Annotated in this window: 27 protein-coding genes; 26 read left to right on the forward strand and 1 reads right to left on the reverse strand. The window is 35.2% G+C overall.

Going from position 1 to position 18756, the window contains the following annotated elements:
- The first annotated feature begins 9 nt into the window (after window positions 1-9).
- From rplF to OEV82_RS06330, 25 genes are all read left to right on the forward strand, one after another.
- The gene (gene rplF, locus OEV82_RS06210) at window positions 10-549 is read left to right on the forward strand and encodes a 50S ribosomal protein L6 (protein ID WP_173658865.1); all 540 of its coding nucleotides are present in this window, start codon (window positions 10-12) and stop codon (window positions 547-549) included.
- Between the two features lie 31 nt (window positions 550-580).
- A complete protein-coding gene (gene rplR / locus OEV82_RS06215; protein ID WP_173658863.1) occupies window positions 581-943 on the forward strand; it encodes a 50S ribosomal protein L18 in 363 nt (120 codons plus the stop codon).
- Window positions 944-963: 20 nt separating this feature from the next.
- A complete protein-coding gene (rpsE, locus tag OEV82_RS06220; RefSeq protein ID WP_173658861.1) occupies window positions 964-1464 on the forward strand; it encodes a 30S ribosomal protein S5 in 501 nt (166 codons plus the stop codon).
- 11 nt (window positions 1465-1475) lie between these two features.
- The gene (rpmD, locus tag OEV82_RS06225; RefSeq protein WP_173658858.1) at window positions 1476-1658 is read left to right on the forward strand and encodes a 50S ribosomal protein L30; all 183 of its coding nucleotides are present in this window, start codon (window positions 1476-1478) and stop codon (window positions 1656-1658) included.
- 32 nt (window positions 1659-1690) lie between these two features.
- Window positions 1691-2131: a 50S ribosomal protein L15 gene (gene rplO / locus OEV82_RS06230; protein WP_173658856.1), complete on the forward strand. Its 441-nt coding sequence runs from the start codon at window positions 1691-1693 to the stop codon at window positions 2129-2131.
- Entirely contained in the window at window positions 2131-3420 is a 1290-nt protein-coding gene (gene secY / locus OEV82_RS06235) for a preprotein translocase subunit SecY (protein WP_173658854.1), read from the forward strand. The genes rplO and secY overlap by 1 nt, the downstream gene beginning before the upstream one ends.
- A gap of 69 nt (window positions 3421-3489) precedes the next feature.
- Window positions 3490-4140, forward strand: a complete 651-nt coding sequence (locus OEV82_RS06240; protein ID WP_263061344.1) for an adenylate kinase — start codon at window positions 3490-3492, stop codon at window positions 4138-4140.
- Window positions 4141-4534: 394 nt separating this feature from the next.
- The gene (gene infA / locus OEV82_RS06245; RefSeq protein ID WP_173658850.1) at window positions 4535-4753 is read left to right on the forward strand and encodes a translation initiation factor IF-1; all 219 of its coding nucleotides are present in this window, start codon (window positions 4535-4537) and stop codon (window positions 4751-4753) included.
- Between the two features lie 29 nt (window positions 4754-4782).
- The gene (gene rpmJ, locus OEV82_RS06250; RefSeq protein WP_161920944.1) at window positions 4783-4896 is read left to right on the forward strand and encodes a 50S ribosomal protein L36; all 114 of its coding nucleotides are present in this window, start codon (window positions 4783-4785) and stop codon (window positions 4894-4896) included.
- A 21-nt stretch (window positions 4897-4917) separates the two neighbouring features.
- Window positions 4918-5283, forward strand: coding sequence for a 30S ribosomal protein S13 (rpsM, locus tag OEV82_RS06255; RefSeq protein ID WP_173658848.1), 366 nt, complete (start codon window positions 4918-4920; stop codon window positions 5281-5283).
- A 22-nt stretch (window positions 5284-5305) separates the two neighbouring features.
- On the forward strand, window positions 5306-5695 hold the full coding sequence (rpsK, locus tag OEV82_RS06260) for a 30S ribosomal protein S11 (RefSeq protein WP_033827266.1): 390 nt from the start codon (window positions 5306-5308) through the stop codon (window positions 5693-5695).
- Window positions 5696-5857: 162 nt separating this feature from the next.
- Entirely contained in the window at window positions 5858-6802 is a 945-nt protein-coding gene (locus OEV82_RS06265) for a DNA-directed RNA polymerase subunit alpha (RefSeq protein ID WP_173658793.1), read from the forward strand.
- 36 nt (window positions 6803-6838) lie between these two features.
- On the forward strand, window positions 6839-7198 hold the full coding sequence (rplQ, locus tag OEV82_RS06270; protein WP_173658778.1) for a 50S ribosomal protein L17: 360 nt from the start codon (window positions 6839-6841) through the stop codon (window positions 7196-7198).
- 409 nt (window positions 7199-7607) lie between these two features.
- Complete coding sequence (locus OEV82_RS06275) at window positions 7608-8447, forward strand: energy-coupling factor ABC transporter ATP-binding protein (RefSeq protein WP_173658776.1); 840 nt, start codon at window positions 7608-7610, stop codon at window positions 8445-8447.
- Complete coding sequence (locus tag OEV82_RS06280; RefSeq protein WP_173658774.1) at window positions 8423-9295, forward strand: energy-coupling factor ABC transporter ATP-binding protein; 873 nt, start codon at window positions 8423-8425, stop codon at window positions 9293-9295. Before OEV82_RS06275 ends, OEV82_RS06280 begins: the two co-directional genes overlap by 25 nt.
- Window positions 9292-10089, forward strand: coding sequence for an energy-coupling factor transporter transmembrane component T family protein (locus tag OEV82_RS06285; RefSeq protein ID WP_173658772.1), 798 nt, complete (start codon window positions 9292-9294; stop codon window positions 10087-10089). The genes OEV82_RS06280 and OEV82_RS06285 overlap by 4 nt, the downstream gene beginning before the upstream one ends.
- Before the next feature lie 43 nt (window positions 10090-10132).
- Window positions 10133-10870 (forward strand): tRNA pseudouridine(38-40) synthase TruA, encoded by a 738-nt coding sequence (truA, locus tag OEV82_RS06290; RefSeq protein WP_263061345.1) that lies wholly within the window; start codon window positions 10133-10135, stop codon window positions 10868-10870.
- Window positions 10871-11019: 149 nt separating this feature from the next.
- Window positions 11020-11457: a 50S ribosomal protein L13 gene (gene rplM / locus OEV82_RS06295; RefSeq protein WP_263061346.1), complete on the forward strand. Its 438-nt coding sequence runs from the start codon at window positions 11020-11022 to the stop codon at window positions 11455-11457.
- Window positions 11458-11478: 21 nt separating this feature from the next.
- On the forward strand, window positions 11479-11871 hold the full coding sequence (gene rpsI, locus OEV82_RS06300; RefSeq protein ID WP_263061347.1) for a 30S ribosomal protein S9: 393 nt from the start codon (window positions 11479-11481) through the stop codon (window positions 11869-11871).
- A 199-nt stretch (window positions 11872-12070) separates the two neighbouring features.
- Window positions 12071-12469: an ATP-binding protein gene (locus OEV82_RS06305; RefSeq protein ID WP_173662557.1), complete on the forward strand. Its 399-nt coding sequence runs from the start codon at window positions 12071-12073 to the stop codon at window positions 12467-12469.
- Window positions 12441-13994 carry an ATP-binding protein gene (locus OEV82_RS06310; protein ID WP_173662558.1) on the forward strand — a complete coding sequence of 518 codons (1554 nt, stop codon included), beginning with the start codon at window positions 12441-12443 and terminating at the stop codon, window positions 13992-13994. Before OEV82_RS06305 ends, OEV82_RS06310 begins: the two co-directional genes overlap by 29 nt.
- A 72-nt stretch (window positions 13995-14066) precedes the next feature.
- Window positions 14067-14315: an alpha/beta-type small acid-soluble spore protein gene (locus tag OEV82_RS06315; RefSeq protein WP_263061348.1), complete on the forward strand. Its 249-nt coding sequence runs from the start codon at window positions 14067-14069 to the stop codon at window positions 14313-14315.
- A 293-nt stretch (window positions 14316-14608) separates the two neighbouring features.
- On the forward strand, window positions 14609-15064 hold the full coding sequence (locus OEV82_RS06320) for a DUF2521 family protein (protein ID WP_173662065.1): 456 nt from the start codon (window positions 14609-14611) through the stop codon (window positions 15062-15064).
- Between the two features lie 81 nt (window positions 15065-15145).
- Complete coding sequence (gene cwlD / locus OEV82_RS06325) at window positions 15146-15880, forward strand: N-acetylmuramoyl-L-alanine amidase CwlD (protein WP_407672748.1); 735 nt, start codon at window positions 15146-15148, stop codon at window positions 15878-15880.
- Window positions 15881-16115: 235 nt separating this feature from the next.
- The gene (locus tag OEV82_RS06330; RefSeq protein WP_263061350.1) at window positions 16116-17177 is read left to right on the forward strand and encodes an Mrp/NBP35 family ATP-binding protein; all 1062 of its coding nucleotides are present in this window, start codon (window positions 16116-16118) and stop codon (window positions 17175-17177) included.
- Between the two features lie 37 nt (window positions 17178-17214).
- On the opposite strand, the gene gerD is transcribed toward OEV82_RS06330, so the two are convergent.
- Complete coding sequence (gene gerD, locus OEV82_RS06335; protein WP_263061351.1) at window positions 17215-17787, reverse strand: spore germination lipoprotein GerD; 573 nt, start codon at window positions 17785-17787, stop codon at window positions 17215-17217.
- 173 nt (window positions 17788-17960) lie between these two features.
- Between gerD and OEV82_RS06340 the strand changes: the two genes are divergently transcribed.
- Entirely contained in the window at window positions 17961-18614 is a 654-nt protein-coding gene (locus tag OEV82_RS06340) for a KinB-signaling pathway activation protein (RefSeq protein ID WP_173658174.1), read from the forward strand.
- The last annotated feature ends 142 nt before the right edge of the window (window positions 18615-18756 follow it).

The following is an 18756-nucleotide window of genomic DNA, read 5'->3' on the forward strand; positions in this document are numbered from 1 at the left end:
GTGTAATGTATGTCACGTATTGGAAAAAAGCCAATTGAAATTCCTTCTGGTGTTACAGTAACTGTTAATGATGATAATGTTGTAACTGTAAAAGGACCAAAAGGTGAATTAACTCGCGAATTTAATAAAGATATGAACATTTCTATCGAGGATAACGTAATCACAGTTACTCGTCCTTCTGACTCTAAGGAACATCGTACGATTCATGGAACAACAAGGGCAAATCTAGCGAATATGATAGAAGGTGTATCCAAGGGATTTGAAAAAGCTCTAGAGTTGATCGGGGTTGGATATCGTGCACAAAAACAAGGAAATAAGCTTGTTTTAAACGTAGGATACTCTCATCCTGTTGAATTTACACCTGAAGCCGGATTAGAAATCGAAGTACCATCAAACACAAAAATTGTCGTAAAAGGCTACGATAAAGAAAAAGTTGGTGCTCTTGCTGCGAATATCCGTCAGGTACGTCCACCTGAGCCATATAAAGGTAAAGGTATTCGTTATGAAGGTGAATATGTACGTCGTAAAGAAGGTAAGACTGGTAAATAAGCCTAAATGGGTCTAGAAAGGAGTGACAGACATGATTACAAAGCCTGATAAAAATGTAGTACGTAAGAAAAGACATGCTCGTGTTCGTGCTAAAATCTCCGGTACTCCTGAACGTCCAAGACTTTCAGTTTACCGTTCAAATAAACATATCTATGCACAATTGATCGATGATACAAAAGGTGTAACACTTGTTAGTGCATCGACTTTAGATAAAGATATTAATCTAGAATCTACAAGCAATAAAGAAGCAGCAGCAAAAGTAGGCGAATTGGTTGCAAAACGTGCAATTGAAAAAGGCTACAAATCTGTAGTTTTTGACCGCAGTGGTTACCTATACCATGGTCGTATTCAATCTTTAGCAGAAGCTGCACGTGAAGCAGGACTTGAATTTTAGAATAAAAAGGAGGGAAAATAATGCGTCGTATTGACCCATCAAGACTTGAACTTGAAGAACGTGTTGTTACAATTAACCGCGTTTCAAAGGTTGTTAAAGGTGGACGCCGTATGCGTTTTACCGCATTGGTTGTTGTAGGCGATAAAAATGGTCATGTAGGTTTCGGTACTGGAAAAGCTCAAGAAGTTCCAGATGCGATTCGTAAAGCTGTAGAAAATGCGAAGAAAAATTTAGTTGAAGTACCACGTGTTGGTACAACAATACCACATGAGATCATTGGTCATTTTGGTGCAGGTCGAGTTTTATTAAAACCTGCTAACGAAGGTACTGGAGTTATTGCTGGTGGTCCTGTTCGTGCCGTACTAGAATTAGCTGGTATTAGTGATATTTTAACGAAAAACCATGGTTCAAATACTCCAATTAATATGGTTCGTGCAACAATGGAAGGTATTAAAAATTTAAAACGTGCTGAAGATGTTGCTAAATTACGTAATAAAACAGTTGAAGAATTGTTAGGTTAGGAGGGAAAAACATGGCTAAAAAACTTGAAATTACCCTCACCCGCAGCACAATTGGTCGCCCACAAGATCAAAAGGATACAGTTAAGGCTTTAGGTTTACGTAAATTACATCAAACTGTGGTTAAAGAAGACAACCCAGCTATACGTGGTATGATAAATAAAGTATCACATTTAGTCACTGTAAAAGAACAATAATTCTTATCAGTACAAAAAAGGAGGTGCCAACAGTGAAACTTCATGAACTCAAATTAAACGATGGTGCTCGTAAAAACCGTAAGCGTGTAGGTCGTGGTACAAGTAGCGGACATGGTAAAACAAGTACACGCGGTCAAAAAGGTCAAAACGCCCGCTCTGGTGGAGGTGTAAGACCTGGTTTTGAAGGTGGTCAAATGCCACTATTCCAACGCTTACCTAAACGTGGATTTACCAATATTAATCGTAAAGAGTATGCAATTGTAAATTTAAGTACATTAAATCGCTTCGAAGACGGAACAGAAGTTACTCCTGAATTATTAATTGAAACAGGGGTAGTAAGAAATGAAAAATCCGGCATTAAAATCTTAGCAAATGGTAAATTAGAGAAAAAGCTTACAGTAAAAGCTCATAAATTCTCCGCTGCTGCTAAAGAAGCTATTGAAGCTGCAGGTGGCCAAACTGAGGTGATTTAATGTTCCGTACTTTCTCCAAATTTATGCGTGTACGCGATTTAAGGACAAAAATTATTTTCACATTATTAATGCTGATTGTCTTTCGAATCGGTACATTTGTACCTGTACCAGGTGTTAATGCAGAGGTTCTAAATTTTGGCACTCAAAGTGCTTTTGGTGTTTTGAACATATTTGGAGGCGGAGCTTTGCAAAACTTCTCCATTTTTGCTGCAGGAATTATGCCTTATATTACAGCATCCATTATTATGCAGTTATTGCAAATGGATGTTGTACCTAAACTTACAGAATGGAGAAAACAAGGTGAAGTTGGCCGTAAGAAAATAGCACAAGTAACAAGATATGTTACAGTTGTCATAGCTTTTGTTCAAGGGCTTGCAATGTCTTATGGTTTCAATGCTATTGCAGGTGGACTGTTAATAGAAGACAGCACTTTTGGAAACCATCTTTTAATTGCTCTTGTATTAACAACAGGTACGGCATTCTTATTGTGGTTAGGCGAAACGATTACGGAAAAAGGTGTAGGAAATGGTATTTCCATTATCATCTTTGCAGGTATTGTTGCTGCAATACCATCGATGATTAATCAAATTTATTTATCACAGTTGGCAAATGCAGGAGATCAATTATTTATACGGATTGTTATTTTAGCGCTACTTTTATTGTTAATTTTGGCAATAATCGTCGGTGTCATATTTGTACAACAAGCTGTTCGGAAAATACCAATTCAATATGCGAAACGTGTTGCTGGGAATAGTTCAGTTGGTGGAAACTCCTCACACATTCCTTTAAAGGTAAACTCAGCAGGAGTAATTCCAATCATCTTTGCTATTTCATTCTTAATTACACCACCTACCATCGCTGGTTTTTTCCGTGATCATGCTGTTGCACAATGGATTATTGAATGGTTTGATTATTCTCATCCGTTTGGAATGGTAATCTATGTGGCTTTAATTATTGCCTTTACCTATTTCTATGCTTTTGTTCAAGTAAATCCTGAACAAATGGCAGATAATCTTAAAAAACAAGGTGGATATGTACCTGGTAGAAGACCAGGTAAACAAACCCAAGATTATTTTACAGGTGTGCTATATCGCCTAACATTTGTTGGTTCAATATTTTTAGCTGTTGTCGCGATTTTGCCTGTATTCTTTACCAACGTTGCAGGACTTCCTGCAAGTGTTCAAATTGGAGGAACAAGTTTACTTATTGTCATCGGTGTTGCATTGGATACGATGAAACAATTAGAATCCCAACTAGTGAAACGACACTATAAAGGATTCATAAAATAAGATAGCTTTAGGGTTTAGGACTCCTTTAGGAGATCCTAACTTCCCTGGCTGATTAGGGGGGAATCGTAAATGAATTTAATTCTCATGGGTTTACCAGGTGCAGGTAAAGGTACCCAAGCTGAAAAAATTGTTGAAAAATATAACATCCCTCATATTTCTACTGGAGATATGTTTCGTCAAGCAGTAAAGGACGAAACAGAATTAGGTTTGAAAGCCAAATCCTTTATGGATAAAGGTGAGCTCGTTCCTGATGATGTGACGATTGGAATCGTGCGCGAACGTTTATCAAAAGATGATTGTAGCAATGGCTTTCTACTTGATGGTTTTCCTAGAACAGTACATCAGGCAGAAAGTTTAGAACAAATTTTAACCGATTTAAATAAAAAGATTGATTATTGTATCAATATTCAAGTTGATAAAGAAATATTAATGAAACGTTTAACAGGTAGAAGAATTTGTAAATCTTGTGGCGCTACTTATCATCTTGTATTTAATCCACCTGCACAGGATAATATGTGCGATAAATGTGGTGGCGAGCTTTATCAACGTGCAGATGATAATGCTGAGACAGTCGAAAACCGTTTAGAAGTTAATATAAAACAACAGCAACCTTTATTAGATTTTTATCAAGGAAAAGGTTATTTAGTCACTATTGATGGTGATCAACCTATTGATCAAGTTTTCGATAATATTGATGCTTATTTACGTAAATTAAAATAATGTTTCTAGTTTATATAGAAACATTTATTTGTTATAAATTTCCTTTTGACAATTTCATTTTTTACGTGAATTTGTTAGTAATTAATTGTATAATATTTATTTGTGTAGTGTTTGGATTACCTCAGATAGGTCATAATGTAGGGTGAGGAACAAAACAATCTTGATAGACGGATAAAAATGCCGGTATGTATTCTGTCATTTTGTTTTTGATTGGTTTTTCGAATGTTGGACCACCTATTAGTAGAATATTATAACACACACAATACAGATTTTATGTTTCCCCTAAGTTTAAAATAGTATTGTACAAAGCGGTCGAGTTACAAATGGTAATACGCTTTATGCGTTATATAAATATTTTGTAATGTACTTGACTGAAGAGGAGGGAACGAGCTGAATGGCTAAAGAAGATGTTATTGAAGTTGAAGGTACTGTAGTCGAAACTTTACCAAATGCAATGTTTAAAGTTGAATTAGAAAACGGACATACAGTACTTGCTCATGTCTCAGGTAAGATTCGTATGCATTTTATTCGTATTTTACCTGGCGATAAAGTAACAGTTGAGTTATCACCATATGACTTGACGAGAGGCAGAATTACGTATCGTTATAAATAAATGCTCCGTCTGATAAGGAGGTAGTGCAAGTGAAGGTTAGACCATCTGTTAAACCGATTTGCGAAAAATGTAAAGTCATAAAAAGACGCGGTAGAGTTATGGTTATCTGTGAAAACCCTAAACATAAACAAAGACAAGGATAATTCGAAGGAGGTGCAACTAATATGGCACGTATTGCTGGTGTAGATATTCCAAGAGATAAACGTGTTGTTATTTCACTAACTTACATCTATGGAATTGGTAAACCAACTGCTCAAAAAATCTTAGCAGAGGCTGGAGTTTCTGAAGATACTCGTGTTCGTGATCTTACAGAAGACGAGTTAAATAAAATCCGTGATATCGTTGATAAATTAAAAGTTGAAGGTGACCTTCGTCGTGAGGTATCACTTAACATTAAACGTTTAATGGAAATCGGTTCTTACCGTGGTTTACGTCACCGCCGTGGTTTACCAGTTCGTGGTCAAAACACAAAAAACAATGCACGTACACGTAAAGGTCCTAAGAAAACCGTTGCGAATAAGAAAAAATAATCGGTAAAGGAGGTTTATTAGATTGGCTCGTAAAACTAATACACGTAAACGTCGTGTGAAAAAGAATATTGAATCTGGTGTAGCACATATTCGTTCTACATTCAATAACACTATTGTTACAATAACTGATGTTCATGGAAATGCTGTTTCTTGGTCAAGTGCAGGTGCTCTAGGTTTTAAAGGTTCTCGTAAATCAACTCCATTCGCTGCACAAATGGCTGCTGAAACTGCAGCAAAAGCTTCTATGGAACATGGTATGAGATCATTAGAGGTTAACGTTAAAGGTCCTGGTGCTGGACGAGAGGCTGCTATTCGTGCTCTACAAGCTGCAGGTCTTGAAGTAACAGCTATTAAAGATGTGACACCAGTTCCACATAACGGATGCCGCCCACCAAAACGTCGTCGTGTGTAATTTTCGTGTATAGAATATGCATCGTACGTCTATAATGGGATATGATGCACGAATATAAAGAAAATTGAATGTTGTGCACAAACGGGAATACTTTCTATGGGGAATTTCGGTAGAACGCTACTTTTACCGGGGTTTCGACGTTTTGAAGGAGGGTAAATTTGAATGATCGAAATTGAAAAACCAAAAATTGAAACAGTTGAGATCAGCGATGACGCCACGTATGGAAAATTCGTAGTAGAACCGCTTGAACGCGGATATGGTACAACTTTGGGTAACTCCTTACGTCGTATCCTGCTATCCTCACTTCCTGGTGCTGCTGTTACATCTATTCAAATAGATGGAGTACTACATGAGTTTTCAACACTCGAAGGCGTCGTAGAGGATGTAACTACAATTATTCTGAACTTAAAAAATCTAGCTCTTAAGATATATTCCGAAGAAGAGAAGACACTTGAAATTGATGTGAGTGGAGAAGGTGTCGTCACAGCTCGTGATATTAATCATGACAGTGATGTCGAGATTTTAAACCCTGACTTGCATATTTGTGAACTTGCAGCTAACGGTAAGCTTCGTATGCGCATTACCGCAAAAAGCGGTCGAGGATATAAAGTCGCAGATGAGAACAAACGTGATGATCAACCGATCGGTGTCATCCCGGTTGATTCTATCTATACACCGGTATCTCGTGTGTCTTATTTTGTTGAAAACACTCGGATCGGTCAATCGGCAGATTTTGATAAATTAACTTTAGAGGTTTGGACTAATGGTAGTATCGGTCCCAAAGAAGCTATTTCTTTAGCAGCTAAAATTTTAATGGAGCATTTAAATATCTTTGTAGATCTAACGGATGAAGCACAAAATGCTGAAATTATGGTCGAAAAAGAAGAAGACCAAAAAGAGAAAGTTCTTGAAATGACGATTGAAGAACTAGATCTATCTGTTCGTTCGTATAACTGTCTAAAACGTGCAGGAATTAATACTGTACAAGAACTAACGAATAAGACAGAAGAAGATATGATGAAAGTACGGAATCTAGGTCGGAAGTCTCTAGATGAAGTAAAATCCAAATTAGCTGAATTAGGTCTCGCATTAAGAAAAGATGACTAGAGATTTTTTCACTTCATCAAAAAGGAGGGAAACAACTTGAGAAAATTAGGACGTACAAGTGATCAACGTAAAGCTTTATTACGCGATTTAGCTACAGACTTAATCATAAATGAACGTATTGAAACAACTGAAGCTCGTGCGAAAGAGTTACGTTCTGTTGTTGAAAAACTGGTTACATTAGGTAAACGTGGAGATCTTCATGCACGTCGTCAAGCAGCTGCCTTTGTTCGAAAAGAAGTTGCTAATGAAGATACAAACCAAGACGCTTTACAAAAACTATTTGCAGATATTGCCCCACGATACGAAGAACGTCAAGGTGGTTATACTCGTATCATGAAAGTGGGTCCTCGCCGTGGTGATGGTGCACCAATGGCAGTTATTGAATTTGTTGATTAATATACTTTATAACAGATAAAGTTTTTCTAAAAAAGGGCATTTGATTTGCCCTTTTTCTATAAAAGAATTTCATTTAAGGGATTGAATTGGAAAAAGCGAGTGTTACGATAAAGGTTTCGACCTTTGTCTAGCTCTAGTACCCTTCCTACGATTACATTTGAATACAAGTTTATTGTACTGCACAGGAAGGGTGCAGGCTTTTTTTTATATGATCATTTATTTTAAAGATTTATGTGTATATTATTTAAGAGATTTTCGATGTAACTTTATTATTAATTATTTGTACTCTTATTATAATTATTAGAGAAATTTAATTTTACTTTAGCGTTAAGAATGTTTAGAATGATAGAGAGATATGAGCTGAGCAGAGATTGGTCGTTATTATTGACCAAATGAGTAGGTGATGAAAATGAATAATCAAATTGTACAATTTAAAAATGTATCCTTTCGTTACGATACAGATGCGCCGTATGCTTTAAATAATGTATCATTTGAAGTATTTGAAGGGGAATGGCTAGCGATTGTTGGTCATAATGGTTCAGGTAAATCAACGATTGCAAAATTAATGAATGGATTATTATTTCCAGAAAAAGGAGATATTTATATTCATCATTTAAAACTATCTGAGGAGTTAGTTTGGGATATTCGAGATCTTATTGGTATGGTCTTTCAAAATCCAGATAATCAATTTGTTGGTACTACGGTTCAGGATGATGTGGCTTTTGGTCTAGAAAACCACGGGATTCCTCGTAAAGAAATGATAGAAAGAGTCCATGAGGCGCTACGACAAGTTAAAATGTCCAATTTTCTGGATCAAGAGCCACACCATTTATCTGGAGGTCAGAAGCAAAGGGTGGCCATTGCGAGTGTCCTCGCATTGCGTCCGAGAATAATAATTTTGGATGAAGCAACATCAATGCTTGACCCAAGAGGGAGAAGTGAAGTGTTAGATGTTGTACGCGAACTAAAAAAGAAAGAAAAATTGACGATCATATCCATTACACATGATTTGGAAGAGGCTGCTAGAGCAGATCGTATTATCGTAATGAATCGTGGAGAAGTATATCGAGAAGGGCTTCCTGAAGATATTTTTAAGATGGATGAAGAGTTAATACGTTTAGGATTAGATATTCCTTTTACAACTAAATTAGTAAAAGGTTTACGAGATAATGGTTATGATATTCCAAAAGATATATTAAACGAAGATAAGTTGGTGGATTACATATGGAAATTAAAACAAAACATTTAGAATATACATATCAAAAAAATTCACCGTTTGAAAAACGTGCGCTTATTGATATAAACATAACCATTCCTCATCATAGCTATACAGCAGTTATCGGTCATACGGGTTCTGGTAAATCAACACTATTACAACATTTGAACGGTTTACTTCAACCAACTGGTGGCGAAATCCAAATTGGAGATTTCGTGATCCGTTCGGATAAAAAGAAAAAAGGTTTAAAAGCGCTCCGTAAAAAAGTGGGCATTGTCTTTCAGTTTCCAGAACATCAACTATTTGAAGAAACAGTTGAAAAAGATATTTGCTTTGGGCCAATGAACTTTGGTGTACCTGAGCAAGAGGCAAAACTCCGTGCAAAAGAAGCTTTAAAACTTGTTGGATTAAGTGAGGAATATTTGGAAAGGTCCCCCTTTGATTTATCAGGTGGTCAAATGAGGAGAATTGCAATTGCAGGTGTTTTAGCTATGCAACCTGAGGTTCTTGTTCTAGATGAACCAACTGCAGGACTTGACCCTAGAGGAAGAACTGAAATTATGGAGATGTTTTATTCCCTTTATAAAAATTATGGGCTTTCAATAGTTTTAGTAACCCATAGTATGGAAGATGCATCCAAATATGCTGACTACATTATTGTGATGCATAAGGGAAGTGTATACAAGCATGGTACACCTCGTGAAATATTTGATAAGCCTGAAGAATTGATAAAATTAGGATTAGATGTACCAGAATCTATTCGTTTCCAATTAAAGTTAGAAAAAAGGTTAGGAATCCAAATTTCTGACCAACCAAATTTATCCATTGAAGAATTGACTGAAAGTATTTTGTCTTATTTGAAGTGGGGTGTTACCCAATGATGGAAAAAATGATTTTTGGACGATATATTCCAGTGGATTCAATAATCCATCGTATGGACCCCCGTGCCAAGCTCATCATCGTATTTTTATTTATATTTGTTGTTTTTCTAGCAAATAATTCAATAACATACGGAATATTAGGAGCCTTTACATTAATTGCTATTTTTTTATCGAATATTCAGCTTTCCTTCATTTTTAAAGGTTTGCGCTTTTTATTTTGGTTAATTTTATTTACATTTTTATTGCATATTTTTTTTACTAAAGAAGGAGAACTATTAGTCAGTTGGGGCTTTATAAAAATTTATGAGGGCGGAGTTATTCAAGGGATTTTTATTTCTTTACGTTTTTTCTTTTTAATATTATTTACATCTTTATTAACGTTAACAACGACACCGATCGAGATCACCGATGGATTAGAGAGTTTATTAAATCCATTGAAGAGATTTCGTTTTCCAGTACATGAATTAGCCCTTATGTTATCAATTGCACTCCGCTTTATTCCAACTTTAATGGATGAAACAGATAAAATTATTAAGGCCCAACAAGCTCGCGGTGTTGACTTTTCTGAAGGGTCATTGACAACAAGAGCTAAGGCTGTCATCCCATTACTTATTCCATTATTTATTAATGCATTTAAGCGGGCAGATGAATTGGCAACCGCGATGGAGGCAAGAGGTTATCGTGGTGGAGAAGGACGGACGAAATATCGTTTGTTAAAGTGGGATTTACGGGATACAGTATCTCTCCTTATTTTGGTTAGTTTATCGGTATTATTGTTTTTTATTAGGGATTAAATGTAGTATTTACCAATTTATAAAGGGATGTTAGGATGATACAATGAATAGAGTAAAATGTATCATTAGTTATGATGGATCTGATTTTGTAGGTTACCAAGTACAACCAAATGGACGAACGGTACAAGGTGAAATTGAAAAAGTACTAAGTCGCATGCATAAAGGGGAATTTGTTCGCATTCATGGCTCTGGTCGGACCGACCGCGGTGTACATGCGAAAGGGCAAGTTATTCATTTTGATACTTACCTAGATTTAAAAGGGGAACAATGGACCCGGGCACTTAATGCGCAGTTACCAGAAGATATTGTTGTATTAACGACTGAATCCGTTGATTGCTCATTTCATGCACGTTTTTCAGCAAAAGGAAAGGAATACCATTATTACCTTTATAGGGATACCAAACGTAATCCATTTTTACGAAATTATGCTTTTCACTACCCTTATCCTTTGGAAATAGATTCGATGAAAAAAGCGCTAGAATTCTTCTTAGGGACTCATGATTTTACGAGTTTCTCTTCGGCTAAGTCTGATATAGAGGATCGGGTTCGAACAATTGATATGTTTCGTTTAGTGGAAGAGGAACAAAAACTTATTTTTAAAATAAAAGGGAATGGATTTTTATATAATATGGTTCGGATTATCGTTGGTACAGTTTTAGAAGTAGGAGAAGGAAAGAGAAAACCAGAAGATGTACTTGAAATTCTACAAGCAAAAAATCGAGGTGCAGCTGGTAAAACCGTCCCTGGTCACGGACTATATTTATATAAAGTCTATTATTAATTTTACTAAGGCAGTATTGCTTAAGATTATCTTGACATTAGCCTTATAAAAGGTTATTATATCAGATGGTACATTGTTTTTTCCATGATAAGCCCCGGAAACTTATTATGTTGAAAATAAACAATCGGTAAATTTAGGAGGAGTAAATAATGCGTACGACATATATGGCTAAGCCAAACGAAATAGAACGCAAATGGTACGTAGTAGACGCTGCTGGTCAAACATTAGGTCGTCTTGCTAGTGAAGTAGCATCTATTTTACGCGGTAAACATAAACCAACTTATACACCACATGTTGATACTGGTGATCATGTCATTATTTTAAACGCTTCAAAAATTAAGCTAAGTGGTAAAAAATTAACAGATAAAATCTATTATCGTCATAGTCTTCACCCAGGAGGTTTAAAACAAACAACTGCTGGTGAAATGCTTGAAAAACATCCTGAAAGAATGATTGAATTAGCTGTTAAAGGCATGCTTCCAAAAAATTCTTTAGGACGTAAAATGGCGAAGAAATTACATGTTTATGCTGGATCTGAACATCCACATCAAGCACAACAACCTGAAACTTTAGAATTGCGCGGTTAAAATTAGAGGAGGGAAATCATTTTGGCAAAAGTACAATATTACGGAACTGGTCGTCGTAAAAGTTCTGTAGCACGTGTTCGCTTAGTTCCTGGTGACGGAAAAATCGTGATCAATAAACGTGATATAGAAGATTACATTCCATTTGAAGCACTACGTGAAGTTGTAAAACAACCACTTGTTGCAACTGAAACTTTAGGAAGTTATGATGTATTAGTAAACGTTAAAGGTGGAGGTTACACTGGCCAAGCTGGTGCAATCCGCCACGGTATTGCGCGTGCATTATTAGAAGTTGATCCTGAGTATCGTGCAGTATTAAAACGTGCAGGATTCTTAACTCGTGACGCTCGTATGAAAGAACGTAAAAAATACGGTCTTAAAGGCGCTCGTCGTGCACCACAGTTTTCAAAACGTTAATTCTCTTTGTTTACAAAGACTCTCAACCAATTGGTTGGGAGTTTTTTTATTAAACTCTTTAACGAAGTGACCGTATACTTGTAAATCTTAATTCGTAAGTATTGTTTAAGCACCATATATAGTTATTCTGCAAGAAGTTTTCCTTTCTTATCAAATGTCTATATATTATAATTATTTTATGTATAAGAAAATTACAGTTATGTCAGAAAATGATGTGCGAATTGCGGTCAACTTTGTTCGAAGTTTGGCAAAATCAATACAATTTTCTCAAGTAGATATTCAAAAGTTAATGGTTACAGTTTCAGAATTAACACAAAATGTTGTAGATCATGCAAATGGTGAAGGGTTTATTATTTTAGAAACAATGAATAAGCACGGAGTAAAAATTACCGTAAAAGATTGTGGAAGCGGCATAAGACAACTAAATGATATTCTTCAAGGGAAACGCGATTTTAATCGGAAGGGGTTAGGATTAGGTTTACTTGGTGCAAAGAGATTAATGGATGAATTTATAATAGAGACTTCAAAGAAAGGGACGAAAATCATTGCGATCAAATGGAAAGATGCCAATGGATGGAAAAAAAATACTACGAGATGAATCTACAATTAATCGCTTAGCTGCTGTAGGACAAATTGCAGCAGGTATTGCCCATGAAGTACGCAATCCCTTAACAGCTGTAAAAGGTTTCCTTGATTTATTAAAGGAAAAGCATCCCCATGAATATATAGATATAGCGCTTAGCGAACTGGATCAGGCATTAGTTACAATGCAAAACTTATTAAATGTTGCAAAGCCAAAAATGGATAATGAACCATTTGCTAATATAAATATTACGACAGAACTCGAATCAGTTCTTTATTTATTTCAAAACCAGCAATATCGTATTGAGGTAAAAACAGAATTTCGTGATACAAATGTTCAGATCATTGGTAAAAAGAATCAAATCAAACGAGCATTATTTAATTTAATAAAAAATGCATTTGAAGCTATACGTGATGAAGGTGTTATAATTGTTCGTCATTTTCGTAAGAAGGATCGATTATTTATATCAATTTCCGATACTGGTGTAGGGATTCCTGAAGATAAGATTAATATATTAGGAACACCGTTTTATACATCAAAAGAAACAGGAACGGGGATGGGATTAGCGCAAGTTTTTGCGACGGTTTATGATCATGATGGAAAAGTACATGTACAAAGCGAAGTTAATGTAGGCACAATATTTACTCTAGAGTTTCCAATTTTAGAAAGCACAGAAATAGGGGTGGAAGATTTGAATCTAACATATAAAGAGGGACAAAATTTTTCTGAATTTTTCGAAGTGAACAAACAAAGGTTTATAAATATATTACAATCACAAGCCCAGGATATATTCAATCACATACAATCAGTCGAAGTCATTGATGAAGAATATATAAATGAACATTTAAGAAAGATCGTAAGACTGTTAAATGAATTCGATGAATTTGGTTTAGTAATGCATGCGAAGGAATCTGGCAAGCATTGGGCGAAGTATGAACTAGACTTAATTTTAAAATTAGAATGGTTCCAATCCATTCGTAAAGTATATTGGGACTTTCTATATAATTATTATGAGCATAAAGGAATTACACAAAAAGATCTATTTGAATTAGAAAGAAAAGTGAATCATAACATCGACTCCTTAATTAAACATTTTGCTGCAAGTTACACAGAATATAAAGATTATCTAATTAACGCTCAAAATGAATTAATCGAGGATTTAAATGTTCCAATCATTCCTTTAACTGATTCAATGGCTGTGTTACCAGTGGTAGGAACTGTTGATACAAAAAGAGCTAGATGTATTCAACAAAACGTTCTCGAACAAATTTATCAAAATAACATAAAACGTATAATTATCGATTTATCTGGTGTAACATATATGGATACAGCTGTTTTAGGACACTTATTTAATATTATTAGTGGGATCCGTATACAAGGATGTAAAGCCACACTTACAGGTGTCCGCCCAGAAATTACGAATACCATTGTTGAATTAGGGATTGAATTACATGAAAAAGTCGATACGATGGGAACGTTAAAACAAGCAATTCATATGTATAGTAAGGAGTTTGATGTAATAGAATCTAGAGGACAATAAAGAGCATTACCAACTTATTCAAACATGAACTTTAAGATTTTTAGGGAATGTTATGAATAAGGAGGGATGCAATTGGAGAATAGAATTCGAAATCAAATATTAGTTCCTGAGGCAAGACATAAACTTGACCAATTAAAGGCAAAAGTAGCACGTGTAAATAATCCTGACAAAGCGAAGTATGAGATTGCGAAAGAAATAGGCGTTCCTTTACAAAAAGGTTATAATGGGAACTTAACTTCTGAAGAGGCAGGAAAAGTTGGCGGGCAATTAGGTGGTCGTATGGTTAAAGAATTGATAAAAATGGCACAAAGAAATTTATGACATAAAAACATACAATGAGGAGGAGTTAAGTGCCTCCTCATTCCTTTTATTGCTAAAGAGACCTCTAGTAGAAAATAGCCTCTTTTGCGAAATTATTGGCCTCTGCTGACTAGAAAAACTGTATTCTTTTCCCTTCAATACAAAGACGTTCCTTTTCAACATTCCTTCCATAAATGGTATAAAGGTCAACATTGTTTTGTTATCTTTGTCCTACATTTACCATGTATTCCAACATTTCTTTGAACGTTTCGTTGTAATAGAGAGAACAATAAGAGAAAAGGGGGGGATAAGGTATGCATATAGATATAACAAAAGTTGACACAACGTTTATGAGAAGAAGAAGAGAGCAACAGATAAAGTTTGAACGAAGTGTATTACGTGAACTTTCCATTTCTACGTTGAAAAAAAGTGTCCAACAATTTTTTGGGCGTATAAAATCAGGAGCGGGTATTGTATTTGATCAAGCAATTGAAGAAGGATGTTTTGATATAGCATTAGAAGTTTATTTATTAGGTAGTCGTTACAGTCGTTTAGGGTATTACGGGGAACCCTTTGAAGAAATAAAATATCGTTCTCAAGAGGAATTGGACAATTTTTCCAACGCCCTTTTTGATTTTATTACTTTTTGGGGAAACATCCCTGAGGATGAAAAGGTAACGATTCAAAGAGCTTGTCATTTGTTTATAGAACATTGGTTTTCAGAGGGTTTTCATAAAGGAAAAATGAAGTATAAAATGCGAATACAATAATGAATTCTATTGGAAAAAAAGTTCTATTTTTTGGCTCATCCCCATATAGTTGTATAGGACAAGCAAGGGGGTTGAGCGATGATAAAAAGGTGGATTGCAGTTGGTTTTGTAGTGGTTTTAGTTGGTATTTTTGCATTCTTCATACAATCACGTTTTCTCGACCAAAGTACATGGGATTCTTGGAACTTACCATTATCTGGTAAGATTATTTATATTGACCCCGGTCACGGTGGCCCGGATGGAGGAGCAGAAAAAGGAAAAGCCATAGAAAAAGACATCGCCTTATCTGTTTCACTAAAATTGCGGGATTATTTGCAGCAACAAGGTGCTTTAGTATTAATGACGAGAGAATATGATTATGATTTAGCAGATAAAGACACAAAAGGATTAAGTCGAAGAAAAACGGAAGATCTTCATCGACGGGCAAAATTAATAAATGAATCCCATGCAGATTTTTTTATAAGCATTCATTTAAACGCAATCCCTTCAGCACGTTGGCACGGTGCGCAAACATTTTATCATGAAAAATTTGTAGAAAATAAAATTGCAGCAGAGATGATACAAGATGAATTAATTGATAATCTTGAAAATACAAATCGCATGGCTAAGCCGATAAATCATGTTTACCTATTAAAAACAATAAAAAAGCCTGGAGTTCTTGTTGAAATTGGTTTTTTATCAAATCCAACAGAGCGTGAATTATTAATGGACGATGATTATCAAGAAAGAGTTGCGGCATCGATATATGAAGGAGTTATGCGCTATTTTACTGAAGAAAAAGAATTACAAATAAAAATGGAAAAAAGGAAAAACTAAATTATACGCTGTTCAAATGAATCGGACACATTATTGTGTTTGGTTTTTTTGAACAGTATTTATTTGCGTAAAGGATATTGATGTGAGTTGTTTCACATGAAACATTATTTTAAAATAACTTGTCATCAAAAGATTAACAAACGTATCTACATGATAAAAAATAAACATAAAATTTCTGTATTATCTAAAATTGTTTTATAATAAAATTGGACAACTAGTTAAAGGGGCGAAAAAAATGTTAACTGAAAACGAAGTAAGGAACTTATTAGGGAATTTTCAAGATCCGTTTTTACATAAGTCATTAAAAGAAACGAAAGGGGTTATTGATGTTTCGATTAATGAAGAGAAAAAACATGTCAGTGTTAAGTTAGCGATTTCAAAAACAGGTACGAGAGAACAAATTCAAATTCAGCAAAAAGTTGTAGAAAAGTTAAAAGAATCCGGTTTTGCTACTGTTGGTATCCGTTTTTCACAATTACCAGATGAAATAATAGAAAAGTTTCGGCCAGAAGGACCTGAAAATAATAATGGTCTATTACCAAGTAATAAAACCGTTGTCATTTCAATTGCTAGTGGTAAAGGTGGCGTGGGTAAATCAACCGTTTCCGTCAACTTGGCGGTTAACCTTGCCCGTATGGGGAAAAAGGTCGGGTTGATTGATGCGGATATATATGGATTTAGTGTTCCAGATATGATGGGAATCATTGATAGACCAGTTGTACGTGGCGAAAAGATTTTCCCAGTAGAGCGTTACGGTGTAAAGGTCATATCAATGGCGTTTTTTGTAGAAGAAAACGCACCCGTTATTTGGAGAGGTCCGATGTTAGGAAAAATGTTAACGAACTTTTTTACTGAGGTAGAATGGGGCGATGATTTAGATTTCTTACTTCTAGATTTACCTCCTGGCACAGGTGATGTTGCTTTAGATGTTCACCAAATGTTACCGACGAGTAAAGAAATTATCGTTACAACACCTCATCCAACAGCTGCCTTTGTTGCGGCAAGAGCAGGAGCAATGGCGGTTCAAACGGATCATCAAATACTTGGTGTGATTGAGAATATGTCTTATTATGAAAGCTCTAAAACTGGTGAAAAAGCTTATATTTTTGGACAAGGGGGCGGCGACAAGCTAGCTGAAGAATTGAACGTTCCACTGTTAGGCCAAATTCCACTTGGTCAACCAGACTGGGATGATGATGATTTCGCACCTTCCGTATATCAAATTAAACACCCGATCGGAAAAATTTATTTTAAGATTGCAGAAAAAATTGCCAATATGTTTGAAGAACATAAATAATGAGGAAAAGGCTGAACCATGTTTCAGCCTTTTTTCGTTACTCACTCTCTTCCTTTTTCTTTTCCTGTTCACTTGCTGCTTTTAATAAAATTTCTTGAATTTTAGCCTGGTATAGAGGGCTTTCGAGTGTTTCCGATATAACCGACTTTAAATGTTCACGGTATTCATTTCCCTTTAATAAATCTGCTAACTCTTTTTCTAAATCAGGATCATGGAGGAGTTCAATAATTTTTTTACGGTATTCTGGATCATTCATTAAACTTTTCATTAATTTTTGATTTCCTTCCTCCATACTTGTGGCAAATGATTGGGCAAACTCAGGATCTTCAAATGCTTTTTTCCAAAATTCTTTTCCCTTATCCGAGACTAATGTTGCCTGAATGGAATCTGTTACAACCGTGTTATCAATTGCTAATTGTGCTTTAAATTCATCATCTGATAAAACCTCTTTTAATGCTTTTTTCCCATCTTCTGTTTTTAAAATATCGACAATCATTTTTTTAGTCTCTTCATATTCAATATTTGCCGAGCCTGAATCTTGTGTTGAGCATGCGGTTAGGAGAATAAAGAAACATGTAAACAGGAGCGCAAGAGTTGCTTTCTTTGCCATAAGAAAAGCTCCTTTCTTCATCACTTATCTATTATTAGAATGAGGTTTTTTATAAAAAATATTCCTTATTGCAAAAGGGTAGATTTTTCAAGTTTTGGTTGGTACAATCAAATTATAATAATTCGGAAAATATTTGAAATTCACAGAGGTTTCTTACATACAGGGGGGTACATATGAATATTAGAAATTGGGTTAGGTTCTATCTTCATACTTTATTGATTGGAATAGGTATAGGAATTATTACTGGGTTTGCTGTTCGTTGGGATGACTATAAGCATTTATTTATTGAATTAAATTTAAGTGAGATTGGAATGACAACCATTTGGTTTATGGGGATTGGTGCTATTTTCGCAACTTTAAGCCAAATGGGATATTTTGCATACTTAACGGTCCATCGCTTCGGATTAGGTTTTTTTCGGTCTTTATGGAATCCTGTTCAAGTTGTATTGATTGCTTTCGTATTGTTTGATTTAGTTTACTTACGTTATAATGCCTTTGCAAGCAGCGGAGAGTCCATTTGGAGATACGTTCTTGTTGCTTTATTTCTTTTTTTAAGTGGTACATTAATTGCATATTTAAAGGTTAGACAATCTAATGAAAGAAAAACATTTATACCAGCATTATTTTTTATGGTTTGTGCCACTATTATTGAATGGGTACCTGTACTACGAACAAACGAACAAGATTGGTTTTACTTGATGCTGTTTCCACTTTTAGTTTGTAATGCTTATCAAATATTATCCTTACCAAGATACTTGGAGCGATCCAAAAAGGAACGAATGGAATTAAAGAAACGGAAGGAACAAGAGGCTATTGTCAAATCATAACATCAAATGAGTAAAAAAAGGGGCTGTCCGAAAAGTCAATTTTTAATTGACCTTCGGTCTAGCCCTTTTGCTATTTAATGGTACAAAAAAATCGTCCTTTTTTGTAGAATGAAATGTAGAGACAACATTCAACAGAAAGGAC

This window comes from Pallidibacillus thermolactis (genome assembly GCF_025660415.1).
GTDB lineage: Bacteria > Bacillota > Bacilli > Bacillales > Caldibacillaceae > Pallidibacillus > Pallidibacillus thermolactis.